Origin of the sequence: Microbacterium sp. E-13 (assembly GCF_049912955.1) — a bacterium.
Taxonomy (GTDB): Bacteria; Actinomycetota; Actinomycetes; order Actinomycetales; family Microbacteriaceae; genus Microbacterium.
The window spans coordinates 1,109,656-1,124,965 of sequence record NZ_CP183973.1; the positions used below are offsets into that span (position 1 = coordinate 1,109,656).

The 15,310-nt window shown below is 69.2% G+C and carries 13 protein-coding genes; 8 read left to right on the plus strand and 5 right to left on the minus strand.

Going from position 1 to position 15,310, the window contains the following annotated elements; genetic code table 11:
• Positions 1-50: 50 nt before the first annotated feature.
• The 5 genes from ACN9MP_RS04990 to sdhC all read right to left on the minus strand — a co-directional run bounded on the left by ACN9MP_RS04990 (position 51) and on the right by sdhC (position 5,181).
• Positions 51-1,553 (minus strand): YihY/virulence factor BrkB family protein, encoded by a 1,503-nt coding sequence (locus ACN9MP_RS04990; protein WP_426324214.1) that lies wholly within the window; start codon positions 1,551-1,553, stop codon positions 51-53.
• A 76-nt stretch (positions 1,554-1,629) separates the two neighbouring features.
• Positions 1,630-2,430 carry a succinate dehydrogenase iron-sulfur subunit gene (locus tag ACN9MP_RS04995; protein ID WP_426324215.1) on the minus strand — a complete coding sequence of 267 codons (801 nt, stop codon included), beginning with the start codon at positions 2,428-2,430 and terminating at the stop codon, positions 1,630-1,632.
• Positions 2,430-4,250 (minus strand): succinate dehydrogenase flavoprotein subunit, encoded by a 1,821-nt coding sequence (sdhA, locus tag ACN9MP_RS05000; RefSeq protein ID WP_426324216.1) that lies wholly within the window; start codon positions 4,248-4,250, stop codon positions 2,430-2,432. Before sdhA ends, ACN9MP_RS04995 begins: the two co-directional genes overlap by 1 nt.
• Before the next feature lie 41 nt (positions 4,251-4,291).
• Positions 4,292-4,744, minus strand: coding sequence for a succinate dehydrogenase hydrophobic membrane anchor subunit (locus tag ACN9MP_RS05005; RefSeq protein WP_426324217.1), 453 nt, complete (start codon positions 4,742-4,744; stop codon positions 4,292-4,294).
• Positions 4,744-5,181, minus strand: coding sequence for a succinate dehydrogenase, cytochrome b556 subunit (gene sdhC, locus ACN9MP_RS05010; RefSeq protein WP_426324218.1), 438 nt, complete (start codon positions 5,179-5,181; stop codon positions 4,744-4,746). The genes ACN9MP_RS05005 and sdhC overlap by 1 nt, the downstream gene beginning before the upstream one ends.
• Positions 5,182-5,536: 355 nt before the next feature.
• On the opposite strand from sdhC, the gene ACN9MP_RS05015 reads away from it, so the two are divergent.
• From ACN9MP_RS05015 to ACN9MP_RS05050, 8 genes are all read left to right on the plus strand, one after another.
• A complete protein-coding gene (locus ACN9MP_RS05015; RefSeq protein ID WP_426324219.1) occupies positions 5,537-6,700 on the plus strand; it encodes an endo-1,4-beta-xylanase in 1,164 nt (387 codons plus the stop codon).
• Positions 6,701-6,802: 102 nt separating this feature from the next.
• Positions 6,803-7,918, plus strand: a complete 1,116-nt coding sequence (locus tag ACN9MP_RS05020) for a mannose-1-phosphate guanylyltransferase (RefSeq protein ID WP_426324220.1) — start codon at positions 6,803-6,805, stop codon at positions 7,916-7,918.
• A 181-nt stretch (positions 7,919-8,099) separates the two neighbouring features.
• Positions 8,100-9,248 carry a BMP family lipoprotein gene (locus tag ACN9MP_RS05025; RefSeq protein ID WP_426324221.1) on the plus strand — a complete coding sequence of 383 codons (1,149 nt, stop codon included), beginning with the start codon at positions 8,100-8,102 and terminating at the stop codon, positions 9,246-9,248.
• 89 nt (positions 9,249-9,337) lie between these two features.
• Positions 9,338-10,852 (plus strand): ABC transporter ATP-binding protein, encoded by a 1,515-nt coding sequence (locus tag ACN9MP_RS05030; RefSeq protein ID WP_426324222.1) that lies wholly within the window; start codon positions 9,338-9,340, stop codon positions 10,850-10,852.
• Entirely contained in the window at positions 10,849-12,213 is a 1,365-nt protein-coding gene (locus ACN9MP_RS05035) for an ABC transporter permease (protein ID WP_426324223.1), read from the plus strand. Before ACN9MP_RS05030 ends, ACN9MP_RS05035 begins: the two co-directional genes overlap by 4 nt.
• Positions 12,210-13,490 (plus strand): ABC transporter permease, encoded by a 1,281-nt coding sequence (locus ACN9MP_RS05040; protein ID WP_426324224.1) that lies wholly within the window; start codon positions 12,210-12,212, stop codon positions 13,488-13,490. The genes ACN9MP_RS05035 and ACN9MP_RS05040 overlap by 4 nt, the downstream gene beginning before the upstream one ends.
• Before the next feature lie 72 nt (positions 13,491-13,562).
• A complete protein-coding gene (locus ACN9MP_RS05045) occupies positions 13,563-13,964 on the plus strand; it encodes a cytidine deaminase (protein ID WP_426324225.1) in 402 nt (133 codons plus the stop codon).
• Complete coding sequence (locus tag ACN9MP_RS05050) at positions 13,961-15,259, plus strand: thymidine phosphorylase (RefSeq protein ID WP_426324226.1); 1,299 nt, start codon at positions 13,961-13,963, stop codon at positions 15,257-15,259. Before ACN9MP_RS05045 ends, ACN9MP_RS05050 begins: the two co-directional genes overlap by 4 nt.
• The last annotated feature ends 51 nt before the right edge of the window (positions 15,260-15,310 follow it).

Here is a 15,310-nt window from a genome sequence, read left to right on the forward strand (position 1 = left end):
ACCGCCGACATCGAGGCGCCGCGGGAACGCGTCCCGACACCGGCGCGCGGTCAGGACGCGTCCTCCGGCCCACCCGCCTCGGGCGCCTTCTTGCGCCTGCCGGCCCTGCCGGCCCAGCCCGCCCTGCCCGTCCAGCCCGCCCTGCCCGTCCAGCCCGCCCTGCCCGCCCTGCCCGTCCCGCCGGCCCTGCCCGTCCCGCCGGCCCTGCCCGTCTCGCCCGTGCCGGCCTCGTCGGGCTTTCCGTTCGACCCGTCCGCGGGAACAGGTGGCGTCGGGCGTCCCCCGCCCTGCCGGGCCGACGCCCGCAGGTCCGGTCCCTGCCCGCCAGGCCCCTGTCCGCCCGTTCCCTGCCGCGACGCCGGCGCGGCGGCCTCGACCTGGCTGAGCTCCTCCTCGGCCTCGCGCACCGCGCGGTCGGCCATCCACGCCCGGTACCAGGGCGCCTGGTCCCGGGCGTCCTGCGCGGTGCGCAGCCGAACCCGCGCTGCGATCAGGAGGGCCGCATGCTCGGCGGCGACGCGCTCGGCCTCGGTGGGCGGCAGCAGCACGACGTCGCGGTCCTTCGCCGCCACCGCGACCCATGCCGCCGCGACGAGCATGACGATGCCCAGCAGCCGGAACCACAGCAGCATGCCGATGAAGATCGCGAAGGTCGCCAGCAGCGGGTTGGACGGGGTGTAACTGAGCAGCAGGCCCGCGCCGAGCTGCAGGACCGAGATGCCGAGGCCCCCCAGCATGGCCCCCGGCCAGATGAGCCTCCACGGCAGCTTCGTGCCGGTGAGGAAGCGGAACAGGCCGACCAGCGCGGTGGAGGTGATGACGAAGCCGATGAACACCGAGCCGATGCTCACCGTGATCTCGGTGAAGGCACTGGCGTTCTTCAACCCGATCAGCGACAGCATCCATTCGACCGCGTAGCTGCCGACGACGCTGAGCGCGGCGCCGAGGACGAGCGCAGCACCGAAGACGAGGGCGGCCACGAAGTCGCGCGCCTTCAGCAGGAAGTAGCTGCGCCGATCCGGCGGGATGGCGAAGAGCTCACGCACGGCGCGGCGGGAGTAGGTGACCCAGTCGATCGCCGTCCAGATGAGGGTGCCGAGGGCGATCAGGCCGGTCCAGCCGAGCACGCCCGAGTTCGATGAGGCGATCTGCTGCACCTGCTCCGGTGTGGCGAGGCCGCCGGACTCCGCGATCAGGCCGGGGATGTAGACGTTGATCAGATCGATGAGCGCATTGACCGCCTGGGTGCTGCCGCCGAGCCAGAAGCCCACGATCGCGAACACGAGGTATATCGCGGCGAAGCACGCGAACAGGGCGACGTAGCTGACCCCTGCCGCGAGCAGGAACCCGTTCTCGATGAGGAAATGCCGCCACACGCGCACAGGGAACCACGCGAGGGTGGCCTCGGTCAGCCGCGTCGCACGGCTGATCGGCACGTCGAACCGCTGGCGGAGGCTCTGCTCCGTCGCTTCCCAGCGCTCGCGGAGGGACTCCTCCTCGCGTTGCGCGGCATCCGCCGCCGCACGCGCGTCGGGCGGAGGGGTGTGCGTCACGGTGTTCAGAGTAGCGACAGACGGATGCCGCATCGCTGAGCGATGCGGCATCCGTCTGTGAAAGCTGCCCGCGTGGTTACCGGCGTCCGCGCAGCACGGCCTGCTTGACCTCGGCGATCGCCTTCGTCACCTCGATGCCGCGGGGGCACGCCTCGGTGCAGTTGAAGGTGGTGCGGCAGCGCCACACGCCTTCTTTGTCGTTCAGGATGTCGAGGCGCACATCGCCGGCGTCGTCGCGCGAGTCGAAGATGAAGCGGTGCGCGTTGACGATCGCGGCCGGGCCGAAGTACTGGCCGTCGGTCCAGAACACCGGGCACGACGAGGTGCACGCGGCGCAGAGGATGCACTTGGTGGTGTCGTCGAAGACCTCGCGGTCGACGATCGACTGGATGCGCTCCTTGCCGGGCTCGGGCTTCGAGCTCGCGATGAGGAAGGGCTGCACCTCGCGGTACGACGCGAAGAAGGGCTCCATGTCGACGACGAGGTCCTTCTCGAGGGGCAGACCCTTGATCGCTTCGACGTAGATCGGCTGCGAGATGTCGAGGTCCTTGATGAGGGTCTTGCACGCGAGCCGGTTGCGTCCGTTGATGCGCATCGCGTCCGACCCGCAGATGCCGTGGGCGCACGAGCGGCGGAACGTGAGCGACCCGTCGACCTCCCACTTGATCTTGTGCAGGGCGTCCAGCACGCGGTCGGTCGAGTACAGCTCCACGTCGTAGTCGACCCAGCGCGGCTCTTCATCGACCTCCGGGTCGAACCGTCGGATGATGAAGGTGACCAGGAACGACTGGATGCCCGTGTCGTTCGTGGACTCCTCGGCGCGCGCCGGGGCGTCGGCGTCGGTGCGCTCGATGACGTCGGTGACCGAGGTCGCCATCAGTACTTCCTCTCCATCGGCTGGTAGCGGGTGACCACGACGGGTTTCCAGTCCAGCGTGATGTGGTCCTCGGCGTGGGACGAGTGGGGGTCGCCCGACAGGTACGCCATGGTGTGCTGCATGTAGTTCTCGTCGTCGCGCTTCGGGAAGTCGTCCCGCATGTGCCCGCCGCGGCTCTCCTTGCGGTTCTTCGCGGTGACCACGACGACCTCGGCGATGTCGAGCAGGAACCCGAGCTCGACCGCCTCGAGCAGATCGGTGTTGAACCGCTTGCCCTTGTCGTCGACGTGCACGTTCTTGAAGCGCTCGCGCAGCTCCTCGATCACCTCGAGCACCTCGCCGAGCGACTCGTCGGTGCGGAACACCTGGGCCTTGCGGTCCATCTCGTCCTGCAGCGTCTTGCGCAGCACGGCGATGCGCTCGGTGCCGGGGTTGCTGCGCAGGCCCTCGATGAGGTTGCGCACCTCGGCGGCCGGGTCGTCGGGAAGGGGCACGAAGTCGGCGGTCTTGACGTACTCGACGGCGTTGCGGCCGGCGCGCTTGCCGAAGACGTTGATGTCGAGGAGCGAGTTGGTGCCGAGCCGGTTCGAGCCGTGCACCGAGACGCACGCGCACTCCCCGGCGGCGTACAGACCCGGGACGACGGTGGTGTTGTCGCTCAGCACCTGCGCGTCGTTGTTCGTGGGGATGCCGCCCATCGCGTAGTGCGCGGTCGGCATGACCGGCACCGGCTCGACCACCGGGTCGACGCCCAGGTAGGTGCGGGCGAACTCGGTGATGTCGGGGAGCTTGGTCTCGAGCACCTCGGCGCCCAGGTGGGTGCAGTCCAGCAGCACGTAGTCGCGGTGCGGGCCGGCGCCGCGGCCTTCCGCGACCTCCTGCACCATGCAGCGGCTGACGATGTCGCGCGGGGCGAGGTCTTTGATCGTGGGGGCGTAGCGCTCCATGAAGCGCTCGCCCGAGACGTTGCGGAGGATGGCGCCCTCACCGCGGGCGCCCTCGGTGAGAAGGATGCCGAGACCGGCGAGACCGGTCGGGTGGAACTGGAAGAACTCCATGTCTTCCAGCGGCAGGCCCTTGCGCCAGATGATGCCGACGCCGTCGCCCGTGAGCGTGTGGGCGTTGGACGTGGTCTTGAAGATCTTGCCGAAGCCGCCGGTGGCGAAGATGACCGCCTTCGACTGGAAGACGTGCAGGTCGCCGGTGGCCAGCTCGTAGGCCACGACGCCGGCGATCTGCTTCTCCTTTCCCTCGCCGACGGTGATGAGGTCGAGCACGTAGAACTCGTTGAAGAAGTTGATGCCCAGCTTCACGCAGTTCTGGAACAGCGTCTGCAGGATCATGTGGCCGGTGCGGTCGGCCGCGTAGCACGCGCGGCGCACCGGGGTCTTGCCGTGGTCGGCGGTGTGGCCGCCGAAGCGGCGCTGGTCGATCTTGCCCTCGGGGGTTCGGTTGAACGGCAGGCCCATGTTCTCGAGGTCGATGACCGCGTCGATCGCCTCCTTGGCCAGGATCTCCGCCGCGTCCTGGTCGACGAGGTAGTCGCCGCCCTTGACCGTGTCGAAGGTGTGCCACTCCCACGAGTCCTCTTCGACGTTGGCCAGGGCCGCCGCCATGCCGCCCTGGGCGGCGCCGGTGTGGGAACGGGTGGGGTACAGCTTCGAGATGACAGCCGTCCTCGCGCCGGGGCCCGCCTCGATGGCGGCCCTCATGCCGGCGCCGCCGGCGCCGACGATCACGATGTCGAACTGGTGGTAGTGGACGCCGTCCTTGACGTAGCTGGCGATGCTCTCGGAGCTGGCGGGGGTCTCAGTGGTCACGCTGATGCTTTCGGTGGTCGATGCTCGGGAAGGCCCGAACGCTATGCGGCGCAGATCTCGGCGATGGTGTCGGACGCTGTCTCGGGGTCGAAGCCGATGCAGGGGTCGAACGTGAACACCACGAGCGTGCCGAGCACGATGAGGAACGCGGCTGCGAGCACCAGCGCCCACACCAGCACCCGCCGGGTGCCCGCGTGCGCGACGTAGTCGTTGACGATGGTGCGCATGCCGTTGGCGCCGTGGATGAGCGCGAGCCACAGCATCAGCACGTCCCACCACTGCCAGAACGGCGAGGCGAACTTGCCGGCGACGAAGGCGAAGTCGATCCCGTGGATGCCCTCGCCGAGCATGAGGTTGACGAACAGGTGGCCGAAGATCAGCACCACCAGCAGCACGCCCGAGGCGCGCATGTAGATCCAGCCCCACTTCTCGAGGTTGGGTCCCTTGCGGCGGACGGCGGCGCGGGGCGCGCGCGGGTCGGCGATGGTGGTCATCAGTGCTCTCCTCCCCAGCCGTAGGCGAAGACGATCGAGAGGTGGCGGACGGCGAAGGGGACCATCGTCACCAGGAACAGGGCGATGACGCCCCACCACAGCTGGCGCTGGTGGCGCGTGGCCCACGGCCAGAAGTCCACCAGGATGATGCGCAGGCCGTTGTAGGCGTGGTACGCGACCGCGCCGACGAGGACGACCTCGCCGAGCCCCATGATGGGGTTCTTGTAGGAGCTCATCACTGCGTCGTACGCGTCGGGTGCGACCCGGATGAGGGCCGTGTCGAGGATATGCACGAGGAGGAAGAAGAAGATCGCGACGCCGGTGATGCGATGCAGCACCCACGACCACATGCCTTCGTTCCCGCGGTACAGCGTGCCGCGGGGAACTCGGGAGGTGGTCTCTGATACCGACGGTGTGACGCGTGCTGGTGCAGACACGTCCGTCCTCCTTGGATCGAAACACGATGGGGCGAACCTCGGTCTGTGAGGCAGCCCCCGAAGAAGGCCCGGAACCGGTGGGGCTTCGGGCCATCGGCGTCACGCGGGCGCTGCGTCCATCCTATTCCCGCTTCCGAGACCGGAGCGACGAAGGGGACCGTCCGGCCCCCTCCATCCGGAGGGATCTTCGCGTCCCGAAAGAACCGCAATTCTTGCGCAGCCCCGCTCGGACCATGGAAAACCACGTCGAAAGTCTTTGCCTGCGGTGAAGCGCCCGCCTAGCTTTTGTTGGGCACAGAAACATATGCCCCGCCGCTGCGGGCCGTATGCACGACAACGACGTCAGGAGTACTCCATGCGCCGATCCCTTCGATCGCTCTTGGTGGCCACGGCCGCCGCGGCCCTGGTTCTGCCGCTCTGCGCGGCCACCGCGGCGAATGCCGCACCCCCGGGATACAGCAAGGCCGACAAGGACGCTTTGCGGAACCAGGCGCCGCGCGACCTGGCCATCGGCAGCGCCGTCTGGGGTGAACGGGATCTGCTCGTTTACGACCCCGCGTCGCCGACCGAGCTGCAGCGGGTGCTGGGCGCCCAGTTCTCGTCCGTGACTCCGGAGAACGACATGAAGTGGGAGAGCATCCATCCCGCTCCCGGCGTCTACGACTTCGCCTCGGCGGACGCCCTCGTCGCCTTCGCCGCGGCCAACCATCAGCAGGTGCGGGGCCACACGCTCCTCTGGCACAGCCAGAACCCGGCCTGGGTGCGCGAAGCGAGCCAGACGTGGACCTGCGATCAGGCGCGCGACGTGCTCGAGGATCACATCCGCACCGTGGTCGGCCACTTCAAGGGCCGGATCTACGAGTGGGACGTGGCGAACGAGATCTTCCAGGACACCTGGGACGTCGGCGGCGTCCGGCTGCGCACCGAGGCCAACCCGTTCCTGAAGGCATGCGCCGACGACCCCGTCTCACTTATCGAGGACGCGTTCCGCTGGGCGCACGAAGCCGATCCGGAGGCCGCGCTCTTCCTGAACGACTACAACGCCGAGGGCATCAATACGAAGACCGACGCGTACTACGAGCTCGCCCAGCGGATGCTCGCCGACGGCGCGCCGCTCAGCGGATTCGGCGCACAGGGGCACCTCAGCCTGCTGTACGGGTTCGACACCTCCATCCAGGCCAACTTCGAGCGCTTCGCCGCGCTGGGCCTGCATGTGGCCGTGACCGAGGCGGACGTGCGCATCCCGCTCCAGGAGGGCGAGGCGGGCCCGACTCCCGAGCAGGTCGCCGTGCAGGCCGACCGGTACGACGCGATGCTCGAGGCGTGCCTGAACGTGCCGGCCTGCTCGTCCTTCACCGTTTGGGGCTTCCCGGATGCCAACTCGTGGGTTCCGGCGGTCTTCCCCGGGGAAGGCTGGGCAACGATCTTCGAGGACGACTTCGCGCCGAAGCCGGCTTTCGCAGCGATGCTCGAGTCGTTGCGCGACGCCACGCCCGGGACCTCGCCTCGCAAGAGCTGAGCCGCTGACCCGACGGCGGCGGGCCGCCCGGCCCGCCGCCGTCGTCACATCCTCGCCACATTCTCGCCACGTGCGCGAGAACCGGCCCGATAACCTGGTGCCATGTCTGGACCCATCGACGACTTCTACGCCGTCATCCCCGCCGGGGGCATCGGGAGCCGCCTCTGGCCGCTCTCGCGCGCCGACGCTCCGAAGTTCCTCCACGACCTCACCGGATCGGGCCGCACGCTGCTGCGCGACACGTGGGACCGCCTCGAACCCCTGGCCGGGTCCGACCGCATCGCCGTGGTGACCGGTCGCGCGCACCGTGCCGCCGTGGAGAAGGAGCTGCCCGGCATCCCCGACAGGAACGTCATCCTCGAGTCGGAGCCGCGCGACTCGACCGCCGCGATCGGCCTGGCCGCCGCCATCCTCTCCCGCCGCGAGCCCGACGTGATCATCGGCTCGTTCGCGGCCGACCATGTCATCCGCGTGCCTCAGCTGTTCGAGTGGGCCGTGAACCAGGCTGTGGCGACCGCCCGCGAGGGCTACATCTGCACGATCGGCATCCAGCCGTCGGAGCCGTCGGTCGGATTCGGCTACATCAAGAAGGGCGACGCCCTCTCGGTGGACGGCGCGCCCGAGGCGGCACTCGTGAAGAGCTTCGTCGAGAAGCCCGACCTCGAGACGGCGAAGGAGTACTTCGCCGACCGCAACTACCTGTGGAACGCCGGCATGTTCATCTCCCGCGCCGACGTGCTGCTGGGCGAGATCGCCGAGAACGAGCCGCAGCTGTACGCCGGGATCATGGACCTCGCCGAGGCGTGGGACGACCGCGACGAGCGCGGGCCCGTCGTCGACCGCGTGTGGCCGACGCTCAAGAAGATCGCGATCGACTACACCGTCGCCGAGCCCGCTGCCGCCAAGGGGCGCCTCGCCGTCATCCCCGGTCACTTCGACTGGGACGACGTCGGCGACTTCGCCAGCCTCGCCAAGCTCAACTCCCACGGCCGCAAGAACGACCTGGCCATCCTCGGCGAGAACGCCCGCATCCTCTCCGACGCCGCCAGCGGCATCGTCGTCAGCCAGACACGACGGGTCATCAGTCTCATCGGCGTGCGCGACATCGTCGTGGTCGACACCGAGGACGCCCTCCTCGTCACCACCAGCGAGCACGCCCAGCGCGTGAAGGGCGTCGTCGACGCGCTCAAGCTGAGCGGCCGCGGCGAGGTGCTCTGACCCCTGTCCGCACAGGAAACCGGATGCCGCGGGTCGCGGCATCCGGTTTCTCATGTATCGACAGATTGCGTCTTTGTAACCTTTCGCGCACGGCGCGGCGAGAAGCATGCAACTGCGGCGTCACAGTGGGTAACTTTGTGCAGTCCCCGTGAAGGCCGCGGGGAAACTAATGGAGGCTGAGTTGACCATCTCACGCACCAAGAAGCTCGTCGGCGTCACCGTCGCCGCGGGCATGCTGATCGCCCTTGCTGGCTGCGGCTCCGCCCCGGAGGAGACCACCCCCACCGGTGACGCCGGCGGCGATGTCGTCGAAGGCTTCACACCCTGCCTCGTCTCGGACGACGGCGGCTTCAACGACAAGTCGTTCAACGAGTCGGCCCTCAAAGGCATGGAGCGCGCCGCGGACGAGCTCGGCGTCAAGGCCATCGAGGTCGAGTCGAGCTCGGCCAACGACTACGCGCCGAACCTCGAGAACCTCATCGCCGAAGGCTGCACGTTCATCGTGTCGGTCGGCTTCAAGCTCTCGGCGGACACGATCGCGTCCGCGACCGCCAACCCCGATGTGAACTACGCCATCATCGACGACCGGGCCGACAACACCGGCGCCAAAGACGACGCGGGCAAGGACATCGGCGACGGCGAGACCGACGCCCCGAACATCAAGCCCCTCATGTTCGACACCGTGCAGGCCGCGTACCTCGGCGGCTACGCCGCGGCCGCCTGGTCGGCGCAGGCCGGCGTCAACAAGGTCGGCACCTTCGGCGGCATCCCGATCCCGCCCGTCACGATCTTCATGGACGGCTTCATCGACGGCGTCCAGAAGTACAACGAGGACAAGGGTGCCTCGGTGGAGACGTACGGCTGGGACGTCGACGCGCAGGAGGGCTCGATGACCGGCGGCTTCGCCGCGAACGACACCGCCAAGCAGACCGCGCAGGGCATCCTCGACCAGGGCGTCGACGTGATCCTCCCGGTCGGCGGCCCGATCTACCAGAGCGCGCGTGACGCCATCACCGACGGCGGCACCGGCACGGTGATGCTCGGCGTCGACTCCGACCTCGCCGCGGCCGACCCCTCGGTCGCCGACATGGTGCTCGTGTCGATCATGAAGCGCATCGACGAGGCCGTGTACGCAGCGACCATGGAGGCGTCGACCGGCGACTTCGACGTCACCACGTACATCGGCACGCTCGAGAACGACGGCGTCGGCCTGTCGGGCTTCGGCTCCTTCGAGTCGCAGCTCCCGGACGGCCTGGTCGACGAGCTCGACGCGCTGAAGGAGCAGATCATCTCGGGTGACCTCGAGGTGACCTCGCCTTCTTCGCCGTAAGACAGCAGCACAGCGGAACGCGGCCGGGTGGACGACTCCACCCGGCCGCGTTCTTCCGAGCCCCGCGACACTCTGGATAAGGTGCACATATGAAGCTCGAGCTCCGTGGTATCACGAAGCGTTTCGGGTCCCTCGTCGCGAACGACCACATCGATCTCGTGGTCCAGCCCGGTGAGATCCACGCTCTCCTCGGCGAGAACGGCGCCGGCAAGTCCACTCTCATGAACGTGCTCTACGGCCTCTATCAGGCCGACGAGGGCGAGATCCTGCTCGACGACGTCGTCCAGCACTTCCGCGGCCCCGGTGACGCGATGAACGCGGGCATCGGCATGGTGCACCAGCACTTCATGCTGATCCCGGTGTTCACCGTCGCGGAGAACGTCATGCTCGGCCACGAGAACACCAAGGCGCTCGGCGCCCTCGACCTCGGCAAGGCCCGCCAGCACGTACGCGACGTCGCCGACCGGTTCGGGTTCGAGGTCGATCCCGACGCGATCGTCGGCGACCTGCCGGTGGGCGTCCAGCAGCGCGTCGAGATCATCAAGGCGCTGTCGCGCGACGCGAAGGTGCTCGTGTTCGACGAGCCCACGGCGGTGCTCACCCCGCAGGAGACCGACGAGCTCATGATGATCATGCGCCAGCTCCGCGACGAGGGCACGTCGATCGTCTTCATCACCCACAAGCTGCGCGAGGTGCGTGCCGTCGCCGACCGCATCACCGTCATCCGGCTCGGCAAGGTGGTCGGCGAGGCGGCGCCGACGGCGTCCAATGCCGAACTCGCCTCGCTCATGGTCGGTCGCGCGGTCGAGCTCACCGTGCACAAAGACCCGCCGAAGCCAAGCGAGGGCGGTCTCGCGGTGCGCGACCTGCGCGTCGTCACCGCGAACGGCACCGTCGTGGTCGACGACGTGAGCTTCGACGTCCGGCCGGGTGAGATCCTGGCGGTCGCCGGCGTCCAGGGGAACGGCCAGACCGAGCTCATCGAGGCGATGGTCGGCCTCGCCGAGCGCGTGAGCGGATCGATCGAGCTCGACGGGGTCGAGCTGGTCGGCAGGAGCGTCCGCGGCATCCTGGACGAAGGTGTCGGCTTCGTTCCCGAGGACCGCACCGAGGACGGCCTGGTGGGCACGTTCACGGTCGCCGAGAACCTCATCCTCGACCGATCGGGCGACAGGGCCTTCGTCGGCGGCGGCACGATCCGGCGCGGCGTGCTCGACGACTTCGCCAAGGCACGCATCGCCGAGTACGACATCCGCACGCAGGGACCGGGCGTTCCCGCCGGCACGCTGTCGGGCGGCAACCAGCAGAAGGTCGTCATCGCCCGCGAGATGAGCCGCGAGCTCAAGCTCCTCGTGGCCGCCCAGCCGACGCGCGGCGTCGATGTCGGCTCGATCGAGTTCATCCACAAGCGCATCGTCGAGACACGGGATGCCGGCATCCCCGTCGTCGTCGTCTCCACCGAGCTCGACGAGGTCGCGGCCCTGGCCGACCGCATCGCGGTGATGTACCGCGGCGCGATCGTCGGCATCGTGCCCGGAGACACCCCCCGTGACATCCTCGGCCTCATGATGGCCGGCGAGAAGCCAGAGGAGGCGCTCGCGTGAGCGGTCAGAATCCCCCCGGCGGCGACGCCCTGAAGGGCCTTCCCCCGGAGCAGCTGCCGCCCGTCTCGGGACCGCTCACCGGCTCTCCCGGCATTCCGGCCCCGACGACCGACGCACCGGGCGCGGTCGACGGAGAGGTGCCCCCGCCGCCGCGGCAGAACGTCTTCATCAAGGAGCTGCTGCGCAGCAGCTGGGTGACCACCGTGCTCGCGATCGTCGTCGCGATGGTCGTCGGCGGCATCCTCATGGCGCTCACGGACGAGGACGTCCAGGCCGCGTCCGTCTACTTCTTCGCCCGGCCGGGCGACACGCTCGGCGCGGTGTGGAACGCGGTGTACGGCGGGTACGAGGCGCTCTTCCGCGGGGCGATCTACAACCCCCGCGCGAAGGACTTCGCCACGCAGATCCGGCCGCTGACGAACACGCTCGGCTTCGCCGCGCCCCTCATCGCCGCGGGTCTCGGCGTGGCGCTGGCTTTCCGCGTAGGCCTGTTCAACATCGGTGGTCGCGGCCAGATCCTGATCGCCTGCGCCACCGCCGCGATCTTCACCTTCAACCTCGACCTGCCGATGTTCCTGCAGCTGCCCCTGACGCTCGCGGCCGGCATCGCGGGCGGTGCCATCTGGGGTGGCATCGTGGGGGTGCTGAAGGCACGCACCGGCGCCCACGAGGTCATCCTGACCATCATGCTCAACTACGTCGCGTTCTACCTCGTGACGTGGATGGTGCGCACGCCCGGCATCCTGCAGCGCCCCGCCGAGGACCAGCCCATCTCGGCCGCGACACCCGCGAACGCGCAGTTCCCCGATCTGCTCGGTCCCCGCTTCCCGCTCCTCGACTGGGGCTTCATCATCGTCATCGCGGCCACCGTCTTCGTGTGGTGGCTGGTCGAGCGGTCGAGCCTCGGATTCCGCCTTCGGGCCGTCGGCGAGAACCCCCACGCGGCGCGCGCCTCGGGCATCTCCGTGCAGCGGATGTACATCTACGCCATGCTCTTCGCGGGCGGCCTCGCCGGCCTCGCCGGCATGAACCAGATCCAGGGCTCGGTGACCACCGGATTCGACGGGCTCATCGACGCCGGCATCGGGTTCGATGCCATCACGGTCGCCCTCCTCGGCCGCAGCCGGGCGTGGGGCGTCTTCGCTGCCGGCATCCTCTTCGGCGCCCTCAAGGCGGGCTCGTTCACGATGCAGGCGTCGCAGGGCATCCCCGTCGACATCGTGCTCGTCGTACAGTCGCTCATCGTGCTGTTCATCGCGGCGCCCCCGCTGGTGCGCACCATCTTCTTCCTGCCGAAGACCGATGCCGAGAAGGCCGCCAAGGCGAGAGCCAAGGCCGCGAAGAAGGCGGTGGCCGCATGACCGCCCTCGCTCCTGCCTCCGACGGCACGATCCAGCTGGCCACCGTCAAGGTGCGCCATCTGAAGCTGCCGATCACGCTCGCCATCGCGACGGTGCTCCTGGCGCTGCTGTTCCTCCTCGTTCCCCGCGACGGCGTCAGCACGTTCCGGCTGGGCGATGCCAACGCCGGCTTCGCCCTTCCCAACATCAGCGTGCCCACCGCGCTGACCTGCTGGATCCTGATCGTGGTACTGGCCCTTCTCACGCTGTGGGCGTTCTGGGATTCCGCGTCCTACCGCGACACCGGCATCTGGCTGCCGATCGTCTTCGGCATCCTGGCGGTCTTCGCGTTCCTGGTGTGGGCGTCGGCGGGAGGTCTCGTGCCCGTCGCCGGCCTGCTCTTCGGCGCACTGTCGCTCTCGGTGCCGCTCATCTTCGGTGCGCTGGGCGGCGTGATCGGCGAGCGGGTCGGCGTCGTCAATGTCGCGATCGAGGGCCAGTTCCTCTTCGGGGCGTTCAGCGCGGCGCTGCTGGCCAGCATCACGCACAACCCGTTCGTGGGGCTCGTCGGCGCCATGGTCGGCGGCGTGCTGGTCGCGTTCGTGCTCGCCGCGTTCTCCATCAAGTACCTCGTCGACCAGGTCATCGTCGGTGTCGTGCTCAACGTGCTCGTGACCGGCCTCACCGGATTCCTCTACGGTGCGCTGCTGGTGCCGAACGAGGCCGAGCTGAACCGCCCCGTGCGGTTCACCCGCTGGGAGATCCCCGTGCTGGGCGACATCCCGATCATCGGCCCGGTGCTCTTCAACCAGACGTTCATCGTCTACCTGATGTACATCACGGTCGCGCTGGTCGCGTGGGGCCTGTACCGGACGCGGTGGGGCCTGCGGCTTCGCGCGGTCGGCGAGCACCCGCAGGCCGCCGACACCGTGGGCATCAAGGTCAACACGAGCCGCTTCTGGAACGTCTCGCTCGCCGGCGCGATCGCCGGCATCGGCGGCGCGTACTTCACCCTCGTGTCCGTGGGTCAGTTCACCAAGGAGATGACGGCCGGCCTCGGCTTCATCGCCCTGGCCGCCGTGATCTTCGGTCGCTGGGACCCCATCCGGGCCACCCTCGCGGCGCTGCTCTTCGGCTTCGCGACGAACCTGCAGAACCTCTTGACGGTGCTGCGGACGCCGATCCCCAGCGAGTTCATGCTGATGCTGCCGTACCTGGTCACCATCATCGCCGTCGCCGGCTTCGCGGGCCAGATCCGTGGGCCCGCCGCGGCGGGCAAGCCGTACATCAAGGGTTAGCGTGACTTCCGCAGAGCGCAGGGACGGGGCATCCGTCGACCCTCCCGATACCGACCCGAAGGGTGACCGGCCGTGACCGATATCGACTGGGATGAGCTGCGCGCAGCCGCGACCGACGCCATGGAGCGGGCGTATGCGCCCTACTCGCGGTACAAGGTCGGGGCGGCCGCGCTGGTGACCGACGGCCGCATCGTGACCGGCTGCAACGTCGAGAACGCCTCGTACGGTGTGGGCCTCTGCGCGGAGTGCGGACTCGTCAGCGAGCTGCAGATGTCGGGCGGCGGCGGGCTCGTCGCGTTCGTCTGCGTCAACGGCCACGGCGACACGATCATGCCCTGCGGTCGCTGCCGCCAGCTGCTGTTCGAATTCGCGATCCCGGGGATGCTGCTCGAGACCGTTTCGGGCATCCGCACGATCGACGAGGTCTTGCCGGACGCCTTCGGACCCCGGGATCTCGAGGAGGCCGCGAGGTGAGCGACGCCACGGTCGAGCCGTTCGACGCCGTCGACGTCATCCGCACCAAGCGCGACAGGGGAGAGGTCGCCGAACCGGCCCTCCGCTGGATGGTGGACGCTTACACGCGCGGATACGTCGCCGACTCGCAGATGGCGGCGTTCGCCATGGCGGTGCTCCTCAACGGCATGACCCGCGACGAGATCCGTGTGATGACCGACGCCATGATCGCGTCGGGCGAGCGCATGAGCTTCGCCGGGCTCGGCAAGCCGACCGTCGACAAGCACTCGACCGGCGGCGTCGGCGACAAGATCACGCTGCCGCTCGCCCCGCTCGTCGCCGCGTTCGGCGTCGCGGTGCCGCAGCTCTCAGGCCGCGGCCTCGGCCACACCGGCGGCACGCTCGACAAGCTCGAGTCGATCCCCGGATGGCGCGCCGCACTCTCGAACGACGAGATGTTCGCGCAGCTGCGCGACGTCGGCGCCGTCATCTGCGCGGCGGGTTCGGGCCTGGCGCCCGCCGACAAGAAGCTCTACGCGCTCCGCGACGTCACGGGCACGGTCGAGGCCATCCCGCTCATCGCCTCGAGCATCATGTCGAAGAAGATCGCCGAGGGCACCGACTCCCTCGTGCTCGACGTGAAATTCGGCTCGGGCGCCTTCATGCGCGACGTCGATCGAGCCCGCGAGCTCGCCCGCACGATGGTGGCGCTCGGCACCGACTCCGGTGTCGCGACCACGGCGCTCCTCACCGACATGAACACGCCCCTGGGGCTCGCCATCGGAAATGCGAACGAGGTGCGCGAGTCGGTCGAGGTGCTCGCGGGCGGTGGCCCGGCCGACGTCGTGGAGCTGACGGTGGCCCTCGCGCGCGAGATGCTCGCGCTCGCCGGTCAGCCCGACGCCGACGTCGAGGCGGCGCTCGCCGACGGTCGCGCGATGGACGCCTGGCGCGCCATGATCCGCGCACAGGACGGGGACCCGGATGCTGCGCTCCCCGCCCCCCACGAGACCCACACGGTGACCGCGACCGAGGCGGGCTTCGTCACCGCCATGCAGGCCCTCCCGTTCGGGATCGCCGCCTGGCGACTGGGGGCCGGCCGCGCGCGGGCGCAGGATCCTGTGCTGCACGCGGCGGGCATCGACCTGCACGTGAAGCCCGGAGACGAGGTGTCCGCCGGACAGCCGCTGTTCACCCTGCTCGGCCAGGATGCGACGCGGTTCGACCGGGCCCTCGAAGCGCTCGACGGGGCGTGGGAGATCGGCGCGGAGGCGCCGGCCCGCACTCCTCTCGTCCTGGAGCGCATCACGGCCTAGGCTGGGTCAGTCCCGCGCCCCGGACCCGGCGCAGCGCGCCGCGCCGCGGCA